The sequence below is a fragment of the Nonomuraea sp. NPDC001699 genome (assembly GCF_053596455.1).
Genome location: NZ_JBSFGF010000026.1, coordinates 106,154 through 132,270, shown reverse-complemented (window position 1 = coordinate 132,270; position 26,117 = coordinate 106,154). Strand labels below are relative to the sequence as shown.

The 26,117-nt window shown below is 71.6% G+C and carries 23 protein-coding genes and 1 pseudogene; 12 read left to right on the top strand and 12 right to left on the bottom strand.

The annotated features are described in order from the left end of the window. A pseudogene (locus tag ACWCSU_RS44490) lies at window positions 1-280 on the bottom strand (CHAP domain-containing protein); the annotation flags it as partial. 341 nt (window positions 281-621) lie between these two features. Here ACWCSU_RS44490 and ACWCSU_RS44485 point away from each other — a divergent pair. The 9 genes from ACWCSU_RS44485 to ACWCSU_RS44445 all read left to right on the top strand — a co-directional run bounded on the left by ACWCSU_RS44485 (window position 622) and on the right by ACWCSU_RS44445 (window position 11,720). After that, complete coding sequence (locus ACWCSU_RS44485; RefSeq protein ID WP_357704095.1) at window positions 622-1,230, top strand: superoxide dismutase; 609 nt, start codon at window positions 622-624, stop codon at window positions 1,228-1,230. 70 nt (window positions 1,231-1,300) lie between these two features. After that, window positions 1,301-2,410, top strand: a complete 1,110-nt coding sequence (locus tag ACWCSU_RS44480) for a serine/threonine-protein kinase (RefSeq protein WP_449942496.1) — start codon at window positions 1,301-1,303, stop codon at window positions 2,408-2,410. A 35-nt stretch (window positions 2,411-2,445) separates the two neighbouring features. Beyond that, the gene (locus tag ACWCSU_RS44475; RefSeq protein WP_449942495.1) at window positions 2,446-4,029 is read left to right on the top strand and encodes a protein kinase domain-containing protein; all 1,584 of its coding nucleotides are present in this window, start codon (window positions 2,446-2,448) and stop codon (window positions 4,027-4,029) included. Between the two features lie 97 nt (window positions 4,030-4,126). Beyond that, a complete protein-coding gene (locus ACWCSU_RS44470) occupies window positions 4,127-5,524 on the top strand; it encodes a class II fumarate hydratase (protein WP_364097520.1) in 1,398 nt (465 codons plus the stop codon). 75 nt (window positions 5,525-5,599) lie between these two features. Beyond that, the gene (locus tag ACWCSU_RS44465) at window positions 5,600-6,352 is read left to right on the top strand and encodes a 3-hydroxybutyrate dehydrogenase (protein WP_449942494.1); all 753 of its coding nucleotides are present in this window, start codon (window positions 5,600-5,602) and stop codon (window positions 6,350-6,352) included. Further along, a complete protein-coding gene (locus ACWCSU_RS44460) occupies window positions 6,352-8,265 on the top strand; it encodes a helix-turn-helix domain-containing protein (protein ID WP_449942493.1) in 1,914 nt (637 codons plus the stop codon). The genes ACWCSU_RS44465 and ACWCSU_RS44460 overlap by 1 nt, the downstream gene beginning before the upstream one ends. A gap of 31 nt (window positions 8,266-8,296) precedes the next feature. Beyond that, a complete protein-coding gene (locus ACWCSU_RS44455; RefSeq protein WP_357704083.1) occupies window positions 8,297-9,571 on the top strand; it encodes an MFS transporter in 1,275 nt (424 codons plus the stop codon). After that, window positions 9,568-10,569 carry an alpha/beta fold hydrolase gene (locus ACWCSU_RS44450; protein ID WP_449942492.1) on the top strand — a complete coding sequence of 334 codons (1,002 nt, stop codon included), beginning with the start codon at window positions 9,568-9,570 and terminating at the stop codon, window positions 10,567-10,569. Before ACWCSU_RS44455 ends, ACWCSU_RS44450 begins: the two co-directional genes overlap by 4 nt. Next, complete coding sequence (locus ACWCSU_RS44445; RefSeq protein ID WP_357704079.1) at window positions 10,569-11,720, top strand: alpha/beta hydrolase family protein; 1,152 nt, start codon at window positions 10,569-10,571, stop codon at window positions 11,718-11,720. The genes ACWCSU_RS44450 and ACWCSU_RS44445 overlap by 1 nt, the downstream gene beginning before the upstream one ends. Here ACWCSU_RS44445 and ACWCSU_RS44440 read toward each other — a convergent pair. Then, window positions 11,710-13,710 (bottom strand): glycosyltransferase family 2 protein, encoded by a 2,001-nt coding sequence (locus ACWCSU_RS44440; RefSeq protein ID WP_449942491.1) that lies wholly within the window; start codon window positions 13,708-13,710, stop codon window positions 11,710-11,712. The genes ACWCSU_RS44445 and ACWCSU_RS44440 overlap by 11 nt on opposite strands. 71 nt (window positions 13,711-13,781) lie before the next feature. Further along, window positions 13,782-14,387: an aggregation-promoting factor C-terminal-like domain-containing protein gene (locus tag ACWCSU_RS44435; RefSeq protein WP_449942490.1), complete on the bottom strand. Its 606-nt coding sequence runs from the start codon at window positions 14,385-14,387 to the stop codon at window positions 13,782-13,784. A gap of 371 nt (window positions 14,388-14,758) precedes the next feature. On the opposite strand from ACWCSU_RS44435, the gene ACWCSU_RS44430 reads away from it, so the two are divergent. The 3 genes from ACWCSU_RS44430 to ACWCSU_RS44420 are packed head-to-tail and all read left to right on the top strand — an operon-like array spanning window position 14,759 to window position 17,366. Next, window positions 14,759-15,433: a response regulator transcription factor gene (locus ACWCSU_RS44430; RefSeq protein ID WP_125636689.1), complete on the top strand. Its 675-nt coding sequence runs from the start codon at window positions 14,759-14,761 to the stop codon at window positions 15,431-15,433. Continuing rightward, entirely contained in the window at window positions 15,430-16,845 is a 1,416-nt protein-coding gene (locus ACWCSU_RS44425; protein WP_357704075.1) for a HAMP domain-containing sensor histidine kinase, read from the top strand. Before ACWCSU_RS44430 ends, ACWCSU_RS44425 begins: the two co-directional genes overlap by 4 nt. Continuing rightward, window positions 16,842-17,366 (top strand): hypothetical protein, encoded by a 525-nt coding sequence (locus tag ACWCSU_RS44420; RefSeq protein WP_364097545.1) that lies wholly within the window; start codon window positions 16,842-16,844, stop codon window positions 17,364-17,366. Before ACWCSU_RS44425 ends, ACWCSU_RS44420 begins: the two co-directional genes overlap by 4 nt. A 12-nt stretch (window positions 17,367-17,378) precedes the next feature. Here the strand turns inward: ACWCSU_RS44420 and ACWCSU_RS44415 are convergent, their stop codons facing one another. The 9 genes from ACWCSU_RS44415 to ACWCSU_RS44375 all read right to left on the bottom strand — a co-directional run bounded on the left by ACWCSU_RS44415 (window position 17,379) and on the right by ACWCSU_RS44375 (window position 26,115). Further along, on the bottom strand, window positions 17,379-18,698 hold the full coding sequence (locus ACWCSU_RS44415) for a PhoH family protein (protein ID WP_357704071.1): 1,320 nt from the start codon (window positions 18,696-18,698) through the stop codon (window positions 17,379-17,381). Window positions 18,699-18,905: 207 nt separating this feature from the next. After that, on the bottom strand, window positions 18,906-19,667 hold the full coding sequence (locus tag ACWCSU_RS44410) for an isoprenyl transferase (RefSeq protein WP_357704070.1): 762 nt from the start codon (window positions 19,665-19,667) through the stop codon (window positions 18,906-18,908). Window positions 19,668-19,722: 55 nt separating this feature from the next. Then, the gene (locus ACWCSU_RS44405) at window positions 19,723-20,271 is read right to left on the bottom strand and encodes a hypothetical protein (protein ID WP_357704068.1); all 549 of its coding nucleotides are present in this window, start codon (window positions 20,269-20,271) and stop codon (window positions 19,723-19,725) included. 25 nt (window positions 20,272-20,296) lie between these two features. After that, a complete protein-coding gene (locus ACWCSU_RS44400; protein ID WP_449942489.1) occupies window positions 20,297-21,124 on the bottom strand; it encodes an amidohydrolase family protein in 828 nt (275 codons plus the stop codon). Between the two features lie 27 nt (window positions 21,125-21,151). Next, window positions 21,152-22,030 (bottom strand): DUF7064 domain-containing protein, encoded by an 879-nt coding sequence (locus ACWCSU_RS44395; RefSeq protein WP_449942488.1) that lies wholly within the window; start codon window positions 22,028-22,030, stop codon window positions 21,152-21,154. A 35-nt stretch (window positions 22,031-22,065) separates the two neighbouring features. Further along, complete coding sequence (locus tag ACWCSU_RS44390; RefSeq protein WP_449942487.1) at window positions 22,066-22,419, bottom strand: hypothetical protein; 354 nt, start codon at window positions 22,417-22,419, stop codon at window positions 22,066-22,068. Continuing rightward, window positions 22,412-23,257, bottom strand: coding sequence for a DUF692 domain-containing protein (locus ACWCSU_RS44385; RefSeq protein ID WP_449942486.1), 846 nt, complete (start codon window positions 23,255-23,257; stop codon window positions 22,412-22,414). The genes ACWCSU_RS44390 and ACWCSU_RS44385 overlap by 8 nt, the downstream gene beginning before the upstream one ends. A gap of 1 nt (window position 23,258) precedes the next feature. Then, on the bottom strand, window positions 23,259-24,191 hold the full coding sequence (locus tag ACWCSU_RS44380; RefSeq protein WP_449942485.1) for a TIGR04222 domain-containing membrane protein: 933 nt from the start codon (window positions 24,189-24,191) through the stop codon (window positions 23,259-23,261). Window positions 24,192-24,321: 130 nt separating this feature from the next. Next, window positions 24,322-26,115 carry a phosphoenolpyruvate carboxykinase (GTP) gene (locus ACWCSU_RS44375; protein ID WP_449942484.1) on the bottom strand — a complete coding sequence of 598 codons (1,794 nt, stop codon included), beginning with the start codon at window positions 26,113-26,115 and terminating at the stop codon, window positions 24,322-24,324. Between the last annotated feature and the right edge of the window lie 2 nt (window positions 26,116-26,117).

Genomic DNA, 26,117 nt, shown 5'->3' with positions numbered 1-26,117 from the left:
ACTTCTGGAACTTGGTGCCGCCGCCGTTGGCGTCCTCGGAGACGCCGACCTGGGCGCGGGCGGTGGCCAGGACCTGGGCGGCGGTGACGTTCACCCTGCCCTGCGCGGAACCCTGCGCGGCCGACTCCTGCGCGGCCGACTCCTGCGCGGCGGTCTTGGCGGCCCGGTGGGCGGTCTCGGCGCTGACGGCGGCAGTGGCGCCCAGCGCGGTCACGGCGATGGTCGCGCCGAGAGCGAGCTTGGCGATGTTGGACGTGGTCATCATGGCGTGCTTGGCCATCGGGGGGTGCTCCTTTGCTCACCGTCCGCGCATGAGGCACGGCGGGTCACAGGTGTGAATCCTGCGATGGGTGATGACGACAGATCTGCGGGGGCGCCTCGACACGGCTGCCCTGCCGTCGCGTACAAACAGGTACAACAGCGCCCTGACCTGGGTAATTCCCACCCCAAGAAATCCCCATAGGACGCCTGTGCGCGGGCGGCTCAGGCCGCCCGCGCACAAACTGGACCCAACTGACTCTCGCCACGATGCCCAAGGCGAGACCTAGGTCGCAAGTCTGATGCACTTGCGAAATACTTGCAATAGTGTCCTCCAGAGATCTACTTCGAGAGGACGGATCCATGGGCGACTACACCCTTCCCGACATGCCCTACGACTACGGCGCGCTGGAGCCCGCCATCACCGGCGAGATCCTGGAGCTGCACCACGCCAGGCACCACGCCGCCTACGTCAAGGGCGCCAACGACACCCTCGACCGCCTGGCCGAGGCCCGCGCGGACGGCGACTTCGGCAACCTGGTGGGCCTGGAGAAGACGTTCGCGTTCAACCTGTCAGGCCACGTCCTGCACTCGATCTTCTGGGAGAACCTCTCGCCCGACGGCGGCGACCGCCCCGACGGCGCGCTCAGGGCCGCCATCGACGAGCATTTCGGCACGTTCGAGGCGTTCCAGAAGCAGCTCACCACGGCCACGGCGTCCGTCCAGGGCTCGGGGTGGGGCGTGCTGGCCTGGGAGCCGCTGAGCCGCAGGCTGGTGGTCGAGCAGATCTACGACCACCACGGGAACGTCGGAATGAACACCACGCCGCTTCTCGTGTTCGACGCGTGGGAGCACGCTTACTATCTGCAGTACCGCAACGTGCGTCCGGACTACGTCGAGAAACTGTGGGGCCTCGTCAACTGGGCGGATGTGGCCCGGAGGTTCGCTGACGTAACGAGTCAGGCGGGTTGACTTAAGTTCGCAACAATTTATCGGCCCCGCCTCTACTGGTCGGTTTACACAAATAGGTAAGCTGCCTGGCATGCGTGCGCCCTCCGGTTACCTTCTCGCCGCGCGCTATCGGCTCGTGGAGCCGGTTGGTCGCGGCGGCATGGGCACCGTTTGGCGGGCGCATGACGAGTTGCTCGACCGCGACGTGGCGGTGAAGGAAGTACGGCTGCCCACCGTCCTCGACGAGGAGCTGCGCGCCGAGTTGTGCGCCCGCACCGAGCGCGAGGGCAGGGCGACCGCGATGGTCGCCCATCCGTCGGTCATCACCGTCTTCGACGTCGTGACCGAGGACGACCGTCCCTGGATCGTGATGGAGCTGCTCCGGGCCAGGTCCCTGGAGCAGCTCATCCAGGAGCACGGACCGCTCCCCCCGCGCCGGGCCGCCGAGATCGGCCGGCAGATCCTCGGCGCGCTGCGGGCCGTCCACGCCAAGGGCATCCTCCACCGCGACGTGAAGCCGAGCAACGTGCTGGTGACCGAGGACCGCGCGGTGCTCACCGACTTCGGACTGGCCGCGCTCGAAGGCGACGTCTCCATCACCCAGGCGGGCATCGTCCTCGGGTCGGCCGGTTACATCGCGCCCGAGCGGGTTCTCGGCTCCAAGGCGAGCCCCGCGGGCGATCTGTGGTCGCTCGGCGCGACCCTCTACACCGCCGTCGAGGGCCGGGGGCTGCACGGTCGCCGTACGGCCGCCGCCGCGCTGGCCGCGCTGACCAGTGGCGAGCCGATCCCGATGAGCAAGGCGGGCCCGCTGGCGCCCGTTCTCGACGCGTTGCTCCGGATCGATCCACAAACCCGGCTCGACTCCGTACGGGCCTCGCTCATGCTGGCCCGGGTGGCCGCGGGCGGCTCGGCGGAGGAGCCGCTGGCCCCGCGCCGTCCCGTACGCCCGGTGCCCGTGAGCGCCTCACCCCCTTTCGCGCGCAGGCCCGCGCATCGCGGGCTGCACAGGGCGGAGACCACCGCGGCCGCGCTGTCGGTCCCGCCGCCGCGCCAGGAGCGCAGGTCAGGTGAGGGGGTCCACCGGAGGCGGGTCGAACCGCGTCCGGCTCCGTCCACTTATGCCCGTTTCAAGTCGGCGGTGATAAAGTTGTTCCTTCCTCGGCGGTTCTGGCCAAGAGAACTTCGCAAGCGAGGGTAAAGCACTTCCCAAGCGAGAATCGATATCTTCTTCTCATGCCGGAACAGCAGACACGCCTGCTCGCGGAGCGCTACGAGCTCATCGCCCCGCTCGGCCGGGGCACGATGGGAACGGTGTGGCGCGCCCGCGACCGCGCGCTCGGGCGCGAGGTGGCGGTCAAAGAGATCCGCCAGGACCCGGGACTCACCGAGGACCAGCGGGCCGAGCTACGCGAGCGCATGGTGCGCGAAGGCCGCATCGCCTCGCGGATCAACCACCCGTCCGTCGCGGCCATCCATGACGTGCTCATCCAGGACGACAGCCCCTGGATCATCATGGAGCTCATCGAGGCCCGCTCGCTGGAGCAGGTGATCGAGGAGGAGGGGCCGCTGCCGCCGCGGCTCGTCGCCGAGATCGGCGTCGACCTGCTGGGCGCGCTGCGCGCCGCGCACTCCCAGGGCATCACGCACCGCGACGTCAAGCCGGGCAACGTGCTCATCACCGAGAGCGGCCGGGTGGTGCTGACGGACTTCGGCATCGCCAAGGCCGAGGGCGACTCGCGGCTCACCAAGACGGGCATGGTGATCGGCTCGCCCGGCTACACGGCCCCGGAACGCGCCAGAGGCGAGTACACCGGGCCGGAGTCGGACATCTGGTCACTGGGGGCGACGCTGTACTTCGCGGTCGAGGGGCGGCCGGCGTACGAGCGGGCCACGATCGCCGAGACGCTGGCCGCGCTGCTCAGCGAGAGCGCCGACCCGCCCACGCAGGCGGGGCAGCTCCGGCCGGTGCTGAACGGGCTGCTGAACAAGGACTACCGGCAGCGGCTCGGCGCCGCCAAGGCGGAGACCCTCATGCGGATGGTCGCCGACACGCCCACGAGCGAGATGCCCGCGCTCACGGCCGAAGACCTGATCGCGCAGGAGGCCGCGTTGCCCGACCCCTTCACCGGTTCCGGCCCTCGACGTCCCTCCGGGCCCCCACCCGGGGCCTCGGGCCCTCAGGGACGCCCTTCCGGGGCGCCGGGGCCGTACGGGCCGGGCGCCACGCCCGGAGCGCCCACCTCGGGCCCGCAGCAGGCGCATCCCGTGGGGGCACGGCCTTCGCAGGGCGCTCGCCCGGCACAGCCGCCTCAGACCGGCGACGAGGAGGACTTCGACCCCGAGCGGACCGTCAGCGTCATGCGTCCCAAGGCGCCGTTCTCGCCGGGGCCCGAGCAGGGCGGTGGCCGTCCGCCGCAGCGCCCCGACGACGAGGGGACCGTCACCACCAGGCGCATCTCCGCCCCTCCCGGCGCTCCCGGCCAGCAGGTCTACCCGCCGACGCAGCAACCGCCGCGCCCGATGCCGCAGCAGGGCCCGGGACAGGGCGGACCGCAGCAGAGCGGGCCACAGCAGGGCCGACCTGGACAGAGTGGACCTGGACAGGGTGGACAGGGACAGGGCCGCCCGGGGCAGCCCGTACCGCACCAGAGCGGCCCGCATCAGGGGCAGGGCCTCGGCACCGACCTGTTCGCCATCGCCGGGCAGCCCGAGAAGCCGCCCGCGGGCAACCGCAACGGCATGCTGGTGCTCATGGCCGTGGCCGCCGCCGCGGCGGTCGTGATCGCCGTCCTCATCGTGGCGCTCATCTCCAGCTGAACGCGCTCACCCCGGTACGCCGGCCCGCCCCCGCGCGGGACGGGCCGGCGCCCGGACTGCTCGGACTGATCGCACAGCCGTGGGACAGACTGGAGTCATGAGCGAGTTCAGAATCGAACATGACTCGATGGGCGAGGTCCGCGTGCCGGCGGGAGCGCGGTGGCGGGCCCAGACCCAGCGGGCGGTGGAGAACTTCCCGATCTCGGGGCGGCCGCTCGAACCGTCCCACATCGCCGCGCTGGGCCTGATCAAGGCGGTCGCCGCCGAGGTCAACGGCGAGCTGGGCGTGATCGACAAGGATCTGGCCGAGGCCGTCGCGCAGGCCGCCGCCGACGTGGCCGACAACGAGCACGACGCCCACTTCCCCATCGACGTCTTCCAGACCGGCTCCGGCACCTCGTCCAACATGAACGCCAACGAGGTGATCGCGACGCTGGCCGAGGAGCGGCTGGGTCGTCCCGTGCACCCCAACGACCATGTGAACGCCTCCCAGTCGTCCAACGACGTCTTCCCGACCTCGATCCACGTGGCGGCCGCGGTCGAGGTGACCTTCCACCTGCTGCCCTCGCTCACGCACCTGGCCGAGACGCTGCACGCCAAGGCGGCCGAGTTCGCGCAGGTGGTCAAGTCGGGCAGGACCCATCTGATGGACGCCACGCCGGTGACCCTGGGCCAGGAGTTCGGCGGGTACGCCGCCCAGGTCGACCACGGCGGCACCCGCGTCCGCACGGCGCTGAACCACGTCCTGGAACTGCCCCTGGGCGGGACGGCGGTCGGCACGGGCATCAACACCCCGCCGGGCTTCGCGGAACGGGCGATCGCGAAGCTGGGCGAGGCCACCGGCATCCCCTTCCGCGAGGCCGCGGACCACTTCGAGGCCCAGGGCGCGCAGGACTCCATCGTGGAGCTGTCCGGGCAGCTCAAGGTGGTGGCCGTGTCGCTCAACAAGATCGCGAACGACCTGCGCTGGATGGGCTCCGGCCCGCGCGCCGGGCTCGGCGAGATCAACCTGCCGGACCTCCAGCCGGGCTCGTCCATCATGCCGGGCAAGGTCAATCCGGTGATCCCCGAGGCCACGGCCATGGTCGCGGCCCAGGTCATCGGCAACGACGCGGCGATCACCTTCGCCGGGGCCTCGGGCAGCTTCGAGCTGAACGTGCAGCTCCCGGTCATCGCCCGCAACATCCTGGAGTCGATCAGGCTGCTGGCGAACGTGTCCCGGCTGCTGGCCGACCGCTGCGTCGCCGGCATCACGGCCAACGTCGACCGGCTGCGCGAGTACGCCGAGTCCTCCCCCTCGATCGTCACCCCGCTCAACCGGCATGTCGGCTACGAGGAGGCGGCCAAGATAGCCAAGCAGGCGCTGGCCGAACGCAAGACCATCCGGGAGGTCGTCGTCGAACGCGGCCACGTAGCCGCCGGCACCCTGACCGAGGAGCAGCTCGACGCCGCGCTCGACGTGCTGTCCATGACCCGCCCGCCGACCGGAGAGTGATCCACATAGGCGGGCCCACATCTATGTCGCCCGAACCCATGCGTCCCGGCGCGGCGACCGCCTAGGGTTCGGAGTATGGCGAAGGAGCTGACTGGGCGGACCGCGCTGGTGACGGGGGCTGGGGGCGGCATCGGCGCCGCCTGCGCCCGGCGACTGGCCGCCGCGGGGGCCAAGGTGCTGGTGGTCGACAGGCAGGGCGAGGCGGCCGGGAAGGTGGCCGCGGAGGTCGGCGGGGTCGCGGTGGTGGCCGATCTGAGCGATCCGGCCTTCGCCGGGTCGCTGCCCGACGAGCCGGTGGACATCGTGGTGAACAACGCCGGGTTCCAGCACGTCGCGCCGGTCGAGGACTTCCCGCCGGAGGTGTTCTCCGCCATGATGCGGGTGATGGTGGAGGCTCCGTTCCTGATCGCGCGGCGGGTGCTGCCCGGCATGTACGCCCGGGGCTGGGGGCGGTTCGTGAACATGTCGTCGGTGCACGGGTTGCGGGCCTCGCCGTACAAGTCGGCGTACACGACGGCCAAGCACGCGCTGGAAGGGTTCTCCAAGGTCGTCGCGCTGGAGGGGGCGGCCCACGGGGTGACCTCCAACTGCGTGTGCCCGGCGTACGTGCGCACCGCGCTGGTCGAGACGCAGATCGACGACCAGGCCAGGCTGCACGGCATCGGCAGCGACGAGGTCGTCGAGAACATCATGCTCCAGCCTGCCGCGATCAAGCGGCTCATCGAGCCGGAGGAGGTCGCCGAACTGGTCGTCTACCTCTGCGGCCCCCACGGCTCCTTCATCACCGGCACCTCCCTCCCCGTAGACGGCGGCTGGACGGCCCACTAGTGAGGACCCCCTTTCTGGAGTTGTTGGCGCGGGAGGCGTCGGCCGTCGAGTTCGAGGGGCCGATCGTGGAGGCCAGGGCGCAGGGCGCCGATCCGGCCACGATCGAGGAGCTGGAGCAGGCCAAGGTCGAGGCGTTGAAGGTCAGGGCGCTGCTCAGGCGGCGGGCCAGGCGGGAGGCCGAGCTGTCGGCGCTCTACGACACGGCCGGCGACCTGGCCGCGCTGCGCGACCTCGACGCCGTGCTCGAAGCCATCGTCCACCGGGCCAGGCAGCTGCTGGCGACCGACATCGCGTACATGACGCTGCACGACCCCGAGCAGGGCGACACGTACATGCGGGTCACCGACGGGTCGATCTCGGCCAAGTTCAGGGCCCTCCGGCTGGCCATGGGCGCCGGGCTGGGCGGGCTGGTCGCGCAGACGGCCACCCCGTACGCGACCGCCGACTACTTCGCCGACGCCAGGTTCCGGCACAAGGGGCACATCGACGAGGCCGTCAAGGAGGAGGGCCTGGTCGCGATCCTCGGGGTGCCGCTGCGGCTGGGCCAGCGGGTGATCGGCGTGCTCATGGCGGCCAACCGCAGCGCCAGGCCCTTCCACCAGGAGGAGGTCTCGCTGCTGGCGAGCCTGGCCGCGCACGCCGCCGTCGCCATCGACAACGCCCGGCTGCTCCAGGAGACCAGGAACGCCCTGGAGGAGCTCTCGCAGGCCCACAGGACGGCAAGGGCGCACGGCGAGGCCGTCGAGCGGGCCGCGCTGGCCCATGACCGGATGACCTCGCTGGTGCTGCGGGGCGGCGGCATCGAGGACGTCGCCGCCGTGGTGACCGAGGTGCTCGGCGGTTCGCTGGCCGTGCTCGACGACCTGGGCCGGCCGATCACGGGCGACGTGGGCGAGCTGGACGCGGGGGTGTTCGAGGCGGCGCAGGCGTCCAGGGCGCTGGGACGTACCGTGCGCAGGGGCGACCTGCTGATCGCGTCGGTGGACGTCGGCGGCGAGCCGTTGTGCACGCTCATCCTGCGCAGCGACGACGCCGACGAACGCATCCTGGAACGGGCGGCGCTGGTGTGCGCGCTGCTGCTGCTGTTCAGGCGGAGCGTGGCCGAGGCCGAGGGCCGGGTCAGGGGCGAGCTGCTGGAGGACCTGATCTCGCGCCCGGACTCGCCCGGCCTGGCCGACCGGGCCCGGCGGCTCGGCGTGGACCTGCGGGCGCCGCACGTCGTGGTGGTGGCCAGGCACGGCGGCCAGCGGGAGCGGGCGGCGTTCTGGGCCTCCTCGCACGCCACGGTCCGGCACGGGCTGGCGGCGGGGCGTGGTGACGAGGTGGTGCTGCTGCTGCCGGGCGTCGACGCGGGCGGCCTCGCCCAGCGGGTGGCGGCCGAGCTGAGCGCGTCCCTGCACAGCCCGGCGACGGCGGGCGCCTCCCCGGCCCGGCTCCCCGCCCCCTCCGCGGGAGAGGCGCCGGGAGACGGGACGGCGGGGGCGCGGGACGTCGCGGAGGCGTACCAGGAGGCGCGGCGGTGCGCCGAGGCGCTGATCGCGCTCGGCCGGGCCGGCGACGGCGCGAGCCCCGCCGAGCTGGGCTTCGTCGGCCTGCTCGTGGGCGACGGCCGCGACGTGCGCGGCTTCGTCGGCCGCGTGCTCGGCGCGGTGCTCGACTACGACGCCCGCCGGGGCACCGCGCTCGCCGACACCCTGTCGGCCTACTTCGGCACGGGCGGCTCGCCCTCCCGTACGGCCGAGGCCATGCACATCCACGTCAACACCGTCACGCAACGCCTCGACCGGATCGGCAGGCTGCTCGGCGGCGGCTGGCTGGAGCCCGAACGCGCGCTGGAGATCCAGCTCGCGCTCCGCCTGCACAAGCTCGGCCACACATCCTCGCCAAAGACTGTGGGTCCCGACCCCATATGAGTGACGCCGGTCACTCCTTACCGTGACCGGCATGGCAACTTCCATCAAGAGGATCGTCGCCGCGAGCCTGATCGGCACCACCATCGAGTGGTACGACTTCTTCCTGTACGGCTCGGCAGCCGCTCTCGTGTTCAACAAACTCTTCTTCCCCGAGTCCGACCCCCTGACCGGCACGCTGCTGTCGTTCCTCACCTACGCCGTGGGATTCGTCGCCCGCCCGCTCGGCGGCCTGGTCTTCGGCCACTTCGGCGACCGGCTGGGCCGCAAGACCCTGCTGGTGGTCAGCCTGCTGATGATGGGCGCCGCCACGTTCCTGATCGGCTGCCTGCCGACGTACGCCACGCTCGGCTCGTCGGCGGCGCTGCTGCTGACCGCGCTCCGGCTCGTGCAGGGCTTCGCGCTCGGCGGCGAGTGGGGCGGCGCGGTGCTGATCGTGTCCGAGCACGGCGACACCGCCCGCCGCGGCTTCTGGGCCTCCTGGCCGCAGGCGGGCGCGCCCGGCGGGAACCTGCTGGCCACCGGCGTGCTGGCGGTGCTGGCCGCCTGGCAGTCCGACGAGGCGTTCCTGTCGTGGGGCTGGCGGGTCCCGTTCCTGCTGTCGGGCGTGCTGGTGATGGTCGGGTTGTGGATCCGGCTGACGATCAGCGAGTCGCCGGTGTTCCGGCAGGCCGAGCCGGAGCCGACCGCGCCGATCATGGGCGTGCTGCGGCACCACCGGAAGGACGTGCTCACCGCCATCGGCGCCCGCCTGGCCGAGAACATCTCGTTCTACCTGCTGACCGTGTTCGTCATCACGTACGCGAAGAACGCCAAGATCGACAACTCGACGGTGCTGAGCGCGGTGCTGGTCGCCTCGGCGGTCCACTTCGTCACGATCCCGATGTGGGGCGCGCTGTCGGACCGGCTCGGCCGCCGCCCGATCTACCTGGCCGGAGCCGCCGGCATCGGCGTGTGGATCTTCGCCTTCTTCCCGCTGGTGGACACCGGCAACTTCCTGGCGATCACCCTCGCGGTCACCGTCGGCCTGCTCTTCCACGGCATGATGTACGGCCCGCAGGCGGCCTTCTTCGCCGAGCTGTTCGGCACCCGGACGCGCTACACCGGCGTGTCGATCGGCGCCCAGCTGTCGGCCATCGTGGCCGGCGCGCTGGCCCCGCTCATCGCGGTGGCGCTGCTGAAGAGCTACTCCAGCAGTGTGCCCATCTCCGTCTACCTTGGCCTGGCGGCGGTGCTCACGCTGGTCGCCGTCTACACCGCCCGCGAGACCCAGGGACGCGACCTGGCCGAGAGGATGCACGTGCGATGAAGGTCACCACCCCCCGCCTCACGCAGCACGTCCTGACCGTCGAGGGCAGGACGTCCGGCGAGCCCGTGCTGTTCGTGCACGGCAACGTCTCCTCCGGCGCGTTCTGGCGCGACAGCATGGCCGCGCTGCCCGACGGCTACCGCCCGCTCGCCCCCGACCTGCGCGGCTTCGGCGACACCGACCCCCAGCCGGTGGACGCCACCCGGGGCCTGCGCGACTTCTCCGACGACCTGGTCGAGCTGACCGAGGCGCTCGGGCTCGACGGCGTGCACCTGGTCGGCTGGAGCCTCGGCGGCGGCGTCGTCCTGCAGTTCCTGCGCGACCGTCCGGCGCTGGTCAGGAGCGTCACGCTGGTCAACCCGATCTCCCCGTACGGCTTCGGCGGCACCGAGGGCCCGGACGGCACGCTCACCCACCCCGACGGCGCGGGATCGGGAGCCGGGGCGGCGAACCCCGACTTCGTGGCCCGCCTGAAGGCCGGCGACCTGTCCGAGGAGTCCCCCACCTCCCCCCGCAACGTGCTGCGCTCCGGCTACGTCAAGCACCCCGAGATCCCCGACGAGGACTTCTACCTGCGGTCGATGCTCACCACCCGGGTGGACGAGGCCAACTACCCGGGCGACGCCGCCACCTCCCCCGCGTGGCCGGGCGTGGCCCCCGGCAAGCAGGGGGTGCTCAACGCGTGCGCCCCTACCCACTTCCGCCTGGACGACCTGCACGAGATCGACTCCAGGCCGCCCGTCCTGTGGATCAGGGGCGCCGACGACGTGATCGTCTCCGACACCTCCCTGTTCGACCTGGCCCACCTGGGCGCGATCGGCGTCGTGCCCGGCTCCCCCGGCACGCCGGCCCAGCCGATGGTGACCCAGACCAGGGCGGTCCTCGACCGCTACGGCCGCTATCGCGAGGTCGTGCTGGACGACTGCGGCCACACCCCGCACCTGGAGCGGCCCGCCGAGTTCCGCCGTCTGCTGGCCGAGCACCTGGAGGAGGCCTGATGTTCGTCGCCCTCACCCTCGTGGCGAGCCTGCTCACCGCCCCCGTCGCGCACGAGCTGACCGTGCCCGGCGCGGAGAAGCTGGTCAGCGCCACCCTCGACGACCTCACCACGGCCGGCACCACGCCGACCGGCCACACCGACCCGGCCGACTGGGCCGGCCTGCACTCCAAGGCCACCGTCAACCCGACCGGCGTGCCCGGCACGCAGCTCGACGGCTACTTCCCCGACACCTCGACCGGCAACGCCACGCACGGCTGGAACCACGACTCCCAGTTCGTGATCAGGCTCCCCGACCGCTGGAACGGCGGCCTGGTCGTCAGCGGCACGCCGGGCAACCGGGAGCAGTACGCCAACGACTACACGATCTCCGACTGGGTCCTGTCCAAGGGCTACGCGTTCGCCGCCACCGACAAGGGCAACGTGGGCGTGACCTTCTACCAGGACGGCCGCCGCCCCGGCGACGCCATCGCCGAGTGGAACGACCGCGTCACCCAACTCACCGTGGCCGCCAGGTCGGTCGTCCGGCAGCGGTACGGCCGCCCGCCCGCCCGTACGTTCATGGCCGGCCTGTCCAACGGCGGTTACCTGGTCAGGTGGCAGCTGGAGAACCGCGCCTGGCTCTACGACGGCGGCGTGGACTGGGAGGGCACGCTCTTCCGGGTCAAGGGCGACAACCTGCTGAACTTCCTGCCGCCCGCGCTGAAGGCGTACCCCGACGAGGCGGGCGTGCGGGCGGCCGGGTTCGCGGCGGGGTCGGAGTTCCTGTGGCCCTTCCACCGACAGTACTACTGGGAGCTCACCCAGCAGCTCTACCAGAAGGAGCTGGACCCGTCGTACACGGGCGCGCCGGCCGACTACGACTACGACGCGCGCAGGCCGTACGCCGCGATGGCCAGGATCGGGCTGACCGGCAGGATCACCAAGCCGCTGATCACGATCCACGGGACCCTCGACACGCTGCTGCCGATCTCCCGCGACTCCGACGTCTACGCCGAGATGGTGGGCCCGCGCCGCCCGTTCCGCTACCACCGGATCGAGGGCGGCAACCACCTCGACAGCCTCGTCGACGTCTACCCCGACCGGCTCAGGCCCATGCTCCCGGCCTTCAGGGACGCCTTCCAGGAGCTGGAGGACTGGGTCACTCCTTGAGGTAGCGATGCCTGCCCGCGCGCGCCCAGCGCACGATGTGCCGCGCCCCGGGCAGGCGCCTGCCGAGGCGGTGGAGCACGGTGTCGTGGCCCATGGGCGAGCGCCGCCGGGGTTCGACCGCGACGGCCGGGCGCGTCTCGACCCGGCCCCGGCGCACCTGGAGCCCGAACCGCAGCCCGGTCTCCTCGTCGGCCGAGCGCAGCGACGACAGCCAGGCGCCCGGACCGAGGTGGTCATCGCCCGAGATGTGCCGCTTGACCGGGATCTTGGCGACGAGCTGGCCGGCGAGCTTGCCCGGCACCCCGGCCTCGACCAGGGCGGGCGCGCACACCTCGCGTTCGCGGCGGCCGGTGCTGCGCAGCACCAGCTCCAGGGGCGGCCCGCCGCTCGGCGGCACGTACGGGACCGGCAGCACGACGTACACGTGACCGTCGAGCTGGCGGACGGTCACCCCCGGCGACACCAGCGCGATCGACTCCGAGAACGAGCGCGGCTCGACGGCGAGCCCCAGCTCCCCCTTGTCCGACCAGCACGGCACCACCAGCCGCATCCTGGGCCGCTGCGCCAGCACGCCCAGGCAGTTGAGCGGCCCCTCGGCCCGGCCGACCCGGCTCCTGGCCTGGTTGGCGCCGCTGAACATGCGGACGTGCACCTCCCACTGCCCCGGGCTGAGCGGGCGGCCCATCGCCGCGCTGGTCACGTCCAGCCGGGCCTCGCCCCTGATCTGCACGCGGACCCGGCGGCGGCCGTCGGGCCCGCGCTCGACGTGCTGGTTGATCGGCAGGAAGTGCACCACGCCGGTCCCGCTGTGCCGGATGTAGACGTCCACGCGGGCCCGCTCGACGTCGGAGGTGATGTCGGTGACGTCGTCGGACAGCAGCCTGGTGTCGATCGAACGCGGCGGGATCCAGTGCAGGCGCTCGCCGTCCACGCGGTACCGGTCGGGCAGGCCGTCGCCGGACATGACCTCCACGGTCAGGCCGAGCACCATGATGTGGGCGTCCCAGCGCATCTCGGTGAGCTCGGCGCGCAGGCCCGCGCGCTTGGAGGAGTTGGCCAGCATGACGATCTGGTCCAGGCGTCCGCTCCTGACGAAGGCGGCCACCGCCCGCATCTGGACGGGCAGGTAGCGGTCGACCCGCTCGGGGAAACGCTCGCCGATCAGCTCCTGCACGACCCGGAAGTGCATGCCCCGGTCCACCGAGGAGTCGGCGAACCTGGCGGTCAGCAGCGGCCTGAGCACGGCGGAGCGGAACCAGTAGGCGTACATGCGGTCGCGCTGGCGGCCGGCGCCGACGTAGGTGTCGATGTCGGTGAGCAGCGTGCCCAGCCCGGCCACGATCACCCGGGGGTCCTCCTCGGCCGCCTCGGGCCGCGGTCCGAGCTGGCAGCAGACGTCCTCGGCCAGTACGGCGATCACCTTGGCGTGCAGGTACGCCCGCATCACGAACGCCTGCTCGGCCAGCCTGCCGCCGGGCATGGCGAAGCCCAGCTCGTGCTCCTCCAGGAAGGCCCGGCGGTAGAGCTGCTGGGGGACGAGCAGCGTCATCAGGCGCTCGCGCAGGATGTCGGCGCGGGCCGTGCTGCGCTCGAACGCCACCATGGGCGGCCCGTAGTCGCGGGCCAGCCGGCCGATCAGCACGTCGGCGTCGGTCTCGACCGCGCGCTCGTGCATGCGGGCCAGGGCGTCGCGCGCCAGCCGGTCGGACTGGTCGAGGAAGTAGACGTAATCGCCCTCCGCCGCGGCCACGCCCATGTTGCGGCCCCGCGACGGCGACCCGGTGTGCGGCAGGTGCAGCACGCGGACGTTCTCGCGGAGATCGGCGATGGTGTCCAGGCGGGCTCCGATGCCGTCCGTGGAGCCGTCGTCCACGAAGATCACTTCGTAGTCGGCGGCCGGCAGCGTCTGCTCCAGCGCGGAGCGGATGCACGCGTCCGCGGTGTCACCCGGGTTGTGGACATTGATGATCACACTGACCTTCGCACCCATGCGGCCAGCGTGCGCCGCTCATACACGATCGGGTGAGACGGCTTGCCGATTACAGGAGGAAAGTTGACCTGTTAGTACCATCCTGTGGACTGTGAGTGGCCCCAGGCGCCGCAGGGCGTGCCGTAGCGGCCCTTGATGTAGCCGAGGCCCCACGCGATCTGGGTGGCGGCATTGGTCTGCCAGTCGCCGCCCGCGCTGGCCATCTTGCTGCCGGGCAGGGCCTGTGGGATGCCGTACGCGCCGGAGTAGCGGTTCATCGCCCGCTCGTTCCAGCCGCTCTCCTTCTGCCACAGCAGCTCCAGGCAGCCCCACTGGTCGGCGCCCCAGCCCTTGGCGGCGAGCAACGACTTGGCGACGGCCTTGTTGCTGCCGGGCGAGGGGTTGCTGCCCGGCGGGAAGTTCGCGGGCGGGAAGCCGTTGCCGCCCGGCGCCTTCTTGGGCACGACCCAGTTGAGCTTCTTGGTGCCGGTGCGGCCCTTCTTGAGCTGGTCGGCCCGGAACGCCTGCTCGGCGGCGTTCTTCAGGGCGTCGGTCTCGGGGTCGGGGGCGAACAGGTCGCCTCCGGCGAGCGCGCCCAGCTGCTCGGCCGTGAACGGGTCGACCGGCGGCCTGTTGGCATTGTCGACGGCGCGATAGGCGACGTAACCGCCACCGCCCACGACCACCACCAGCGACACGACCGTGACGGCGACGCGTTTGGGGGTGAAACGCGAAGGCCGGCGGCGCGCCGAGCGAAGGTCATCCTTCGGGGGGCGCTCACTCAACTGCGGACCGGGGCTCACGATCCATGAGCTTGCCCTGTCATGGGGGGTGGTCCGCAACCGGAACGCGGGATTCGGTTGACGTTCTCTTGGCCAACCAGCAGGTAACAACCTTTTTCACGAAAAATTGTGAGTTTCGTCACAGAGGTGGCGCGCCTCCCTTCGAGCGCCCGCACCGAAGGGAGGCCGCTTTCAGGGTTCCGCCCCATCTTCGGGATCTGATCCGGACCGGGTCACAGTTTGATGACACAACCCGGGTATAGGGGACATGGAATAATAATGTGCGCGTGGCCGGCATCCTCCTTGTAGAAGACGATCCCTCCGTCCGCACAGCTCTGGAGCTGGCGTTGACGCGGCAGGGACATTCCGTCACGTCCTATGCGACGGGCGAGGAGGCTCTGGACCACATCCGCGCCCGCCGCCCCGAGATCGCGATCCTCGACGTCATGCTCCCCGGCATCGACGGCGTGGAGGTCTGCCGCCGCATCCGCAAGCTCGACCAGCTCCCCGTCATCCTGCTCACCGCCCGCGGCGACGACCTGGACGTCGTGGTCGGCCTGGAGGCGGGAGCCGACGACTACGTGGTCAAGCCGGTCGAGCCGCGGGTGCTCGACGCCCGCATCCGGGCCATCCTGCGCCGGGCCGAGTCCGCCACCTCCGACCGCATCACCTTCGGCGACCTCGTGATCGACCGGGGGGCGCTCAAGGTCACGCTGGCCAGCAAGGAGATCCACCTGACGCCGACCGAGCTGCGGCTGCTGCTGGAGCTCGTCCGCCACCCCGGGCAGGTGCTCAACCGCCGCTACCTGCTGCGGGTCGTCTGGGACCACACGCACGTCGCCGACTCGCGGCTGGTGGACGCCTGCGTCCAGCGCGTCCGCGCCAAGATCGAGCCGAGGCCGGCCGAGCCCGTCTTCATCCACACCGTGCGCGGGTTCGGCTACCGGTTCAGCCCTCCGTGATCCCGCTGCCCACCGGGCTGCGGGCGCGCCTGGTCATCACGTTCACCCTCGTCGCGGTCACCGCGTCGGTGCTGGTCGCCACCATCGGCTTCGAGCTGGCCAAGACCGCGCTCGTGACCAGGGCCGAGACCACGTCGCTCGACCTGGTGACCCGGGAGCTCGGCCGGATCACCTTCCCGGTCGGCCAGCTCAGGCCGGGCGAGGCGGCGCCGTCCATGAAGGAGCTCAACCAGGTCGTCCGCACGCTGTCCAGCCCCGGCCGCAGCGTCCTGGTCGAGTACGGCAACCTGCTGTCCGCCGACGGCCCGATGACCATGAAGGACGTCCCCAACGAGCTGTACGGCCGGGCCAAGCAGAACGTCGTCACCCAGCGCAAGGTGATCGGCAACGAGCTGTGGCTCGTCGTCGGCGCCGAGGTCCACCGGTACGAGACCGGCACCGCCCCCGAGCCGACCGGGCTGCGCGCGTTCGTCTTCTTCCCACTGCACGACGAGGAGAGCCAGCTCGCCACGCTGCGCAACACGCTCACCCAGGGCGGCGCGGTCATCGTGCTGATCGCGCTGGTGGTGGCGCTGCTGTCGGCCCGGCAGGTGCTGCTGCCCGTACGGCGGCTCAGCGCGGCCGCCCAGGCGCTCGGCCAGGGCCGGCTGGACACCCGCCTGCCGGTGCACGGCCAGGACGAGCTGGCCGAGCTGACCTCCAGGTTCAACGACGCCGCGGCGGCACTGGAGCTGAGCGTGTCGGAGCTGCGCTCGCTGGAGGCCATGTCCCGCAGGTTCGTGGCCGACGTCTCGCACGAGCTGCGCACGCCGCTCACCGCCATGACGGCCGTGGCCGACATGCTCTCGGAGGAGGCCGGCCGGCTGCCCGACGCGCCCGCCGAGGCCGTACGGCTGGTGCTGCGCGAGATCGGCCGCCTGCGCGAGCTGGTCGAGCACCTGATCGAGGTCAGCAGGTTCGACGCCGGCACCGCGACGCTCAACGTGGAGCCCGTGAACGTCGCCGACGCCCTCCTCGACTGCCTGGAGGTGCGCGGCTGGAGCGACGAGGTGGAGGTGACCGCCTCGCAGGGGTTGACCGTCAACCTCGATCCGAGGAGGTTCGACGTCATCGTGGCCAACCTGGTCGGCAACGCGCTCAAGCACGGCCTGCCCCCGGTGGAGGTCACCGCGAGAGGCACCGAGAACGGCCTGGAGGTGAAGGTGCGCGATCATGGCAAGGGCATCCCCGCCGAGGCGCTGCCCCACGTCTTCGACAGGTTCTTCAAGGCGGGCGCGGGCCGGGCCCGCAGCCAGGGCAGCGGCCTCGGCCTGGCCATCGCCCGCGCCAACGTGCACCTGCACGGCGGCACGATCTCCGTACGGGCCCAGCAGCCGGGCACCCTGTTCACGGTCTGGCTGCCGCACCAATGAGAGCGCACCGGGCCCTGCCGGCCGTTCTCGCCCTGCTGGCCGCGGCCGCCTGCGGCATCTCGCCGACCGACGTCCAGACCAAGGGCGCCGCGCCCACCATCAAGCTGCCGCCGCCCTCGAAGACCATCTTCCTGATCAGGAACAAGGAGCTCACGCTCGAACCCGCCGACGTCGAGACCGACACCGTGGGGAGCCTGCTCGGCGCCCTGTTCGCCGCCTCCGACCGGCCGCTCGGCGACCGCACCACCGAGCTGCGCGGCCTGGAGTACGTCGGCATGAAGGACTCGCTCGACCCCGTCCAGCGCGACGAGAAGCAGCTCCCGCGCACGTCCACGCTGACCGTCTACTTCAAGGGCGACCGGCCGCTGAGCAGGCTCGGCAAGGCCCAGATCGTCTGCACCGCGCAGCAGGACGCCGCGCAGCAGGACGCCGCGTTCGAGCAGGTCAAGATCGTCCGGGAGAACGACGGCCGCCCCTCCAAGGCGGAGGGACGGCCGTACACCTGCGGCGAGCTCAAGTAGGCCCGCCGCGCCTCACATCGTGATGTCCTCCAGCATCTCCGTCACCAGGGCGGCGATCGGGGACCGCTCGGACCTGGTGAGCGTGACGTGCGCGAAGAGCGGATGGCCCTTCAGCTTCTCCACCACCGCCACCACGCCGTCGTGCCGGCCGACCCGCAGGTTGTCGCGCTGGGCGACGTCGTGCGTGAGCACCACCCGGGAGTTGGCGCCGATCCGGCTCAGCACCGTGAGCAGCACCCCGCGCTCCAGCGACTGGGCCTCGTCCACGATCACGAACGCGTCGTGCAGCGACCGGCCGCGGATGTGCGTGAGCGGGAGCACCTCCAGCATGCCCCGGTCGAGCACCTCGTCGATCACCTCGGGCGAGGTGATCGCGCCGAGCGTGTCGTAGACCGCCTGCGCCCACGGGCCCATCTTCTCGCCCTCGGTGCCCGGCAGGTAGCCGAGCTCCTGGCCGCCGACGGCGTACAGGGGGCGGAAGACGACCACCTTGCGGTGCTGGCGGCGCTCCAGGACCGCCTCCAGACCGGCGCAGAGCGCCAGCGCCGACTTGCCGGTGCCGGCCCTGCCGCCCAGCGAGACGATCCCGATCTCGGGGTCCATCAGCAGGTCCAGCGCGATGCGCTGCTCGGCCGAGCGGCCGTGCAGACCGAAGACCTCGCGGTCGCCGCGGACCAGGCGTACGGACTTGTCCGGCGCCACCCTGCCGAGCGCCGATCCCTTGGCCGACAGCAGCCGCAGGCCGGTGTGCGCCGGCAGTTCACGGCCCTCCTCCAGGTCGGCCACGCCCTTGTCGAAGAGCGTCTCGACGTCCTCGGCCGTCACCTGCAGCTCGGCCATCCCGGTCCAGCCGGACTCGACGACCAGCTCGGCGCGGTACTCCTCGGCCACCAGGCCGATCGAGGCCGCCTTGACCCGCATGGGCAGGTCTTTGGAGACGAGGACGACGTCGCAGCCCTCGGCCGCGAGCGAGCGCGCGACGGTCAGGATGCGCGTGTCGTTGTCGCCCAGGCGGAACCCGACGGGCAGGATGGACGGATCGCTGTGGTTGAGCTCAACCCTGATCGTTCCATCCCCAGTCGGCATCGGCTCGTCGAGCCTGCCGTGCTGAACCCGCAGGTCGTCGAGGTAGCGCAGGGCTTTCCTCGCGAAGTAGCCGAGCTCGGGATGGTGCCGCTTACCTTCCAGCTCCGTGATGACCACGATGGGAAGGACGACGTCGTGCTCGGCGAAGCGCGTCAATGCCGCCGGGTCGGCCAGCAACACCGAGGTGTCGAGCACGTACGTGCGCTTGGCCGGCTGGTGAGTAGGGTTGCTCGAGGACACTGCCACACGTTCTCCCCCGGGCGCCCATAGGTGCGGGCACCCTGCAGACGAGGTGGGAACCGGACCGGACCCGCGTCCCCGACCGCAACCTGCCGGCGGAGCCGGACTCCGGCCCCCCTCAGCAGATTTCGGTGCAAAGGCGGGCCCTCTCCGGGATGCCCGGCCTGTGGCCGGACACTTCCAACGTTACGTCCTGGATACCCGAATGTCGCATCAAGAACCGTAACGCCGGTGTCTCGCAGCGTAATCGCGCAGCGCCCGCAGGAAATCGACCCTGCGGAAGTCCGGCCAGTAAGCCTCATGGAAGTAGAACTCTGAGTGAGCGCTCTGCCACAACATGAATCCGGACAGACGCTGCTCGCCCGACGTACGGATGAGGAGGTCCGGGTCGGGTTGGCCGCGAGTGTAGAGATGCTCCGCGATGTGTTCGACATCGAGGACCTCCACGAGGTCCTCGATGCTGGCGCCCTTACTCGCATGCTCCTGGAGGAGTGAGCGCACCGCATCGGCAATCTCACGTCTTCCTCCATACCCAACTGCAACGTTCACAATCAGGCCCGGACGGTGTGATGACGCTTCTTTTGCGTTTTTTAGGACATTGGCCGTCCTGGCCGGGAGGAGGTCCAGCGCGCCCACCGGGCTGATCCGCCAGCCCGCGTCCACGAGCTCCTGGACCACGTCCTCGATGATGTGCAGCAGCGGCTCCAGCTCCTCGCGCGGCCGGTTGAGGTTGTCGTTGGACAACATCCAGACGGTGACGACCTCGACGCCCGTCTCGCGGCACCAGCCGAGCAGCTCCGATATCTTGTCCGCGCCCTTGCGGTGGCCGGTGGCCACGTCGCGCATGCCCATGGCGCGCGCCCAGCGGCGGTTGCCGTCGATGATGACCCCGACATGCCGGGGAACGCTGTCCTTGGACAGCTTGGTCTCCAGCCTGTGTTCGTACAGCCGGTAGACCAGGTCGCGCAGGCCCACGGAGTGCCTCCCCAGCGGTGCTGTGCCTTTGGTCGAATGACCCAACAGGCAATTATCACCGCGTTTCGCCCGTGCCTGCTCCCGCAATCGGATTCCTGGCGAGATCTCTTCCGCCGAGGCACCCTTCGGCCTCATGGACCAGTTCACGGACAAACTCGGACAATTCAGCCGACGTCAGGACCGCCCGCATGCCCACGCCGGTGGCCCCCCACGCCTCGACGTAGGCCCGGCGGGTCAGCCGCCACTGGGCGGGTGCGGGCTGCCAGATGGGGATGGTGCGCAGCTGGCAGCGCAGCTCGCCGCCGCCCACCAGCCCCGACCGGGTGCGGTAGCGGAAGGAGAACAGCTCGCTCTCCGGCTCCTCGTCGGGGAAGCGGTCGTCGGGGTCGTTCCACCGCCTGGCCGCCCCCCTTCCCTGCCGCGCCTCGTCGACCCCGCGGGCCAGGCGCGCGAGCAGCCAGCCGCACCGCTCCCCCACGCTGCCGTACGGCGTGCCGTCGCGATGGAGCTCAAGGGTGATCTCGTACGGCGTGCCGACGGTGTCCGTGCACGCGACGGGCGTGACGGTCAGGTATGACCCATCGACACAGCGTAGTCCCCCCACGCCCTTCCCCGTTTCCGGCCCTAACTCAGCTAAACCCGTAGAAACCTCTGGCTGTGTCCCCGAGGACCAGGTCCCGATCGGTTCCGCCGAGCAGCGCGCCGGTGACCTCCCAGACCGTCCGGTAGTCGGCCGCCTGCAGGGCCACCGGCCAGTCGCTCCCGGCCATCAGGCGCTCCGGGCCGAACAGCTCGACGGCGTGCTCCACGTACGGCCGCAGGTCCTCCACCGTCCAGTTCCGGTGGTCGGCCTCGGTGACCAGGCCGGAGACCTTGGCGTACACGTTGGGGAAGCGGGCCGCGCGGGCCAGCCCACCGGCCCACGGCTCCCACTCGTGGTCCCTGATGCGCGGCTTGGACAGGTGGTCGACGACGATCCTCAGGGACGGATGCCGCCCGGCCAGCGTGACGACGTGGTCAAGGTGCCGGGGCAGGAGCGAGACCACGTCGAACGTCAGGCCGGCCGCCGCGAGCAGGCCGAGCGACTCCAGCACCTCGTCGCGGACCAGCCAGTCGGGGTCGGGCTCCTCGTGGATCAGGTGCCGGACGCCACGGAACTTCGTATTCCCGGCGTACCGGGCGATGGCCTCGGCGGCCTCGTCCGGGCGGAGCAGCGGGATCCATCCGACCACCGCGCCGACGAAGTCGTGGGCGTCGGCCAGGGCCAGCAGGGCGTCGGTCTCGGCGCAGGAGTCGGCGGCCTGCACCAGCACCGTACGGTCCACGCCGGCCCGCTCCAGCTCGGGAGCCAGGTCGTGCGGCGCGTAGGTCCGGTAGAGCACGCCCGCCTCGGGGGTGAGCCAGGGGTAGTCACCGGTTTCGAGGTCCCAGAAATGCTGGTGCGCATCGACAATCACCCCCCAAACCTAGGATGTCTGGATATTTCAGAGCAAGGGGTGCCAGCCGTGCTCACGCCAGCCCGGCGGCTGGTGCCACTCCGTCCACCCGAAGCCGGTGACGCCGTCGTCGGACTCCAGCTCGCACATCGCCCTCGGGAACTCGGCCACCGCCCCCTCGGGCGACACCAGGGTCACCGGGGCGAACGCGACCGGCCGCACGGTCACCGCACGGCCGGGGAAGCTCAGCAGCGTCTCCGCCGGACGGTCGCCGTCGAACCGGGTGCCGGCCGTGAAGCCCCCGGCATGCTCGATCTCGCCGCCGGGCGGCACCGTGAACGCCGGCCACGGCAGCGGCATGCCCAGGTTGACCTGCGTGCCGTGCAGGTGGGTGCCGTCGGCGAGGCGGCCGCTGCTCCACGTCCAGGAGATCGACCACCAGTCCCTGACGCCCCAGCTGTGGTCGCGTTCGCCGTGGCCGTGGAAGGGCCGGCCGTCGACCGTCCCGGTCACCTCGCAGGGGACCTCGTAGCGGGGGGTGAGCTGGTAGCCGTACACGCCGCCGCGGGTGTGCCATTCGAGGTCGAGCGCCAGGTCCGGGGCGGTCAGGCGCAGCCGTGCGGTCCGGAGGGGGTCGGTCGCGGCCAGGTCCGCCTCGTAGGCGCCCGCGGCCATCGCCAGGCCGGTCGGCGGGGCCTCGTGGTCGGTGATCTCCACCAGGCCGCCGCCGCGCCGGACGAGCCGGACCCAGAACCAGGTGCGCTTCCAGTTCGGATAGAGCCCGATGCGGACGTATCCGCCCAGCTCGCCGTCGTCGGAGACGAAGTCGAGGTAGTAGGACTCGTTCCACAGCGGGTCGTCGCCCGGCTCGTGGAGCTGCTCGTCCTGCTCGCCGAGGGGCCAGTCGCCCATGTTGACGATCCGCACGCCGTACCGCCTCCCAAGCGCTTGCTACGAGCAGCTTAGCCGCGATCCCGGCGGAACAGGCGACTCCACAGACGGGGTTTCCTGTCCGGCAGGAGACCGCGGGCGCGCAGCCAGGCGGCGAAGTCGTCGGCGTCGGCCCGGTAGCCGGGCGGCGGGACGGCACGGGCGGCCGCGTAGGCGGCGAACTCCGCGGCCAGGGCGGGCCCCGCGGCACGGGCGGCGTCCGGGCGGATCCTGGCCACCACGCCGCGCCGCTTGGCCATCAGGGAGGCCGCCTGCACCCGGAGCCGTCCGGCGTCGAAGCCCTCGGGCGGGTCCGCCCCGGCCACCAGGCTCGCGACGACCCGGCCCTGGGCCTGTGCCAGCCGCGCCCGTGCCTGCTCAGTCATCCCGTCCGCCCACGGGCTGCCCGGCCCGGCCCGTCGCGGCCCGGATCCGCGCCAGCTCCCCGGCCAGCACGGCGTCGCTCGGGTAGTCGTCGTCCCACTCCAGCAGGACGCCGGGCGGCGTGGTCCGGGCGCACAGCTTTGCCAGCAGGTCCAGCACCGGCGGCGGCACGGCCGCGGCATGCGTGTCGTGCCAGATCCCGTGGTGCTCGTGACCGCCGGCCACGTGCACGTACGCCAGATGCGCCAGCGGCAGCGTGTCCAGCGCGTCCACGGCCGACAGTCCCAGGTTGACCTGGTTGGTGTACAGATTGGCCACGTCCACCAGCAGCCCGACCCCCGTACGTTCCACGACCTCGGCCAGGAAGCGGGCCTCGGTCAGCTCGTCGTCCGGCCAGCCGAAGATCGCGGCCACGTTCTCCAGCGCCAGCGGCACGGGCAGCGCCTCCTGGGCCAGCCGCACGTTCTCCACCACGATCTCCAGCGACTCCCGCGTACGCGGCACGGGAAGCAGGTGCCCCGCCTCCACGCCGCCCCCGCGGACGAACGCCAGGTGCTCGCTGACCAGCGGCGCGTCCAGGGCCAGCGCGCAGGCCGCGAGGCGGGCGAGCCGGTCCGGGTCCGGCCGCTCGGCGCCGCCGACGCCCAGCGAGACGCCGTGCGGGATCACCGGCACGCCCCTGGCACGCAGCAGGCGCAGCGACTCGGGCAGGTCGCCGGGGTCGATGTTCTCGGCGACCACCTCGACGAACCCGACGCCCGCCAGCCGTTCGACCGTCAGGTCGAGCTCCGGCCGCCAGCCGATGCCCACCCCCAGGTCCGGCACGCCCGGGTCCGGCATGTCAGCTCCCCCCGCCGCCACAGCCGCCGCCTCCGCAGCCGCTCCCGCCGCCGCAGCCGCTCCCGCCGCCGCATCCCGTGGTGCCGCAACCACCGCCGTGCCCGCCGGAGCTCTGCGACTGGACGTGGCCGCCCGGGCCGCTGCGCCGCCGTCGTCCGGGCAGCAGCGTCAGGTCGGGGGAACCGTTGATCGCCAGGGTCAGGTTGGCGTCGTTCAGCTCGCCGAGGCCGTACAGCGCGACGGCCACCGGGCCGCCGGACGTGCCCGGCGGGTGGTCCAGCTTGGCCCGGTCGAGCGCGGCCTGCCCGGAAGCGGTCAGGTCGGTCGGGAACGAGCGCCTGTGTCCGGCTATGGCGGTCGGCGCGCCCACGACCGTCCCGGCCAGGACGCCGAGCGCGGCCAGGGGAAGCGCGGACGTGCCCTCGACGGCCACCGACAGCGCCTCCACGGCCGCCCCGGCGAGGGCCAGCACCGCCAGCACCCGTAACCGGACGATCAGCCGGTCGACCTGGGTGAAGGAGCCGGTGGGGTGGATCGCGCCGATCCTGCCCAGCCGGTGCCGGAGCTCGTCCAGGGTGGCGCTCTGGCTCACGCTGTGCCTGATCGTGCTGGCCCAGCCTCCGGGGGAGCGCTGGACCTCGTCCAGGACGGCGTCCTCGACCGGCTCGCCGGTGCTCCGGGCGCCGGCCACCTGGTGCACCCGTCCGTCGCGGGACACGCGTACGGCCCCCGACGCGGCCAGCAGCCCGACGGCGGCCTCGGCGACGCGCCGCGAACCGCCCGCCATGAAGGCCAGCTCGTAGGGGCCGAGATCGCGCAGGCGGGGTTCGGAAGCCGCGCCCCGGATGGCGGCATGCTCACGCCGGACCGCCAGAACGGTGACGCCCGCCGTCACCGCCAGCGCCACCGCGAGGATGAGAAGGAACAGATCCATACGCCCTCCCCTCGTGCGACCCGTCGGGCCGCGTACCGGGAAGACGTATAAGGAAGGCATAAAGGTTCCGGGCGATCAGGACGCCCGCGCGCGGTGCGGCGGCCAGCACCGCCGCACCGCGGGCGCCCGCTCAGCCGAGCCGGTCGAGCAGGGCGTCGTACTCGTCCCACAACTGCTTCGGCAGGCGGTCGCCGAACTTCTCGAAGTGGGCCGGGATCAGGGCCGCCTCCTCGCGCCACACGTCGCGGTCGACCGACAGCAGCGTGCGCAGGTCCTCCTCGTCCAGGTCGAGGCCCTCGGTGTCGAGCTCGGCGGGCAGCAGGCCGATCGCCGTGGGGTTCGCCCCGGCCTCGCCGTTGAGGCGGTCGACGATCCACTTGAGCACGCGGCTGTTCTCGCCGAAGCCGGGCCAGATGAACTTGCCCTCGTCGTTCTTCCTGAACCAGTTGACGTAGTAGATGCGCGGCAGCTTCGCGCCCTCGACCCGGCCGATGTCGAGCCAGTGGCCGAAGTAGTCGCCCATGTTGTAGCCGCAGAACGGCAGCATGGCGAACGGGTCGTAGCGCAGCTCGCCCACCTTGCCCTCGGCCGCGGCGGTCTTCTCGGAGGCGACGTTGGCTCCGAGGAAGACGCCGTGCTCCCAGCTCAGCGACTCCGTGACCAGCGGCACGGCCGTGGCGCGGCGGCCGCCGAACAGGATCGCCGAGATGGGCACGCCCTTGGGGTCCTGCCACTCCGGTGCGATGGTCGGGCACTGGGAGGCGGGGGTGGTGAAGCGGGCGTTCGGGTGGGCGGCGGGCTCGTCGCTGTCGGGCGTCCAGGAGCGGCCCTTCCAGTCGGTCAGGTGCGCCGGGGGCTCCTCGGTGAGCCCCTCCCACCACACGTCCCCGTCGTCGGTCAGGGCGACGTTGGTGAAGATGCTGTTGCCCCAGAGGGTCTTGATCGCGTTGGCGTTGGTCACCTGGCCGGTGCCGGGCGCGACGCCGAAGAAGCCGGCCTCCGGGTTGATGGCGTGCAGGCGGCCGTCGTCGCCGAAGCGCATCCAGGCGATGTCGTCGCCGATCGTCTCGACCTTCCAGCCCGGGATCGTGGGCTGGAGCATGGCGAGGTTCGTCTTCCCGCACGCGCTCGGGAAGGCGGCCGCGACGTAGCGGGTCTCGCCGGTGGGCGGTGTGAGCTTGAGGATGAGCATGTGCTCGGCCAGCCAGCCCTCGTCGCGGGCCATGACGCTGGCGATGCGCAGCGCGTAGCACTTCTTGCCGAGCAGGGCGTTGCCGCCGTAGCCGGAACCGTAGGACCAGATCTCGCGGGTCTCGGGGAAGTGGCTGATGTACTTGGTGGAGCTGCACGGCCAGGCCACGTCGGACTGACCCGGCCGCAGCGGGGCGCCGACGGAGTGGACGGCCTTGACGAAGCCGCCCCGCTGCTCGATCAGGCGCAGGGCCCGGTCGCCCATGCGGGTCATGATCCGCATCGACACGGCCACGTACGCGGAGTCGGTGATCTCGACGCCGAGCTGCGAGATCTCGCCGCCGAGCGGGCCCATGCAGAACGGGACGACGTACATGGTGCGTCCGCGCATGCAGCCCGCGAAGAGCTCGGAGAAGGTCTTCCGCATCTGCGCTGGAGCGATCCAGTTGTTGGTCGGACCCGCGTCCTCCTCGCGCTCGGAGCAGATGTAGGTGCGGTCCTCGACCCGGGCCACGTCGCTGGGGTCGGACTTGGCGTAGAAGCTGTTCGGGCGCGCGGCGAGCCGGGTGAGCGTCCCCTGCTCGACGAGGAGGTTGGTCAGGCGCGTCCACTCCTCCTCCGAACCGTCGCACCACTCGATCCGGTCGGGCTGGGTCAGGGCTGCGATCTCGTTCACCCACGCGACCAATTCGCGATTGCTCGTCGGCGCGGGCACTTCCACGGAAACGGACACGA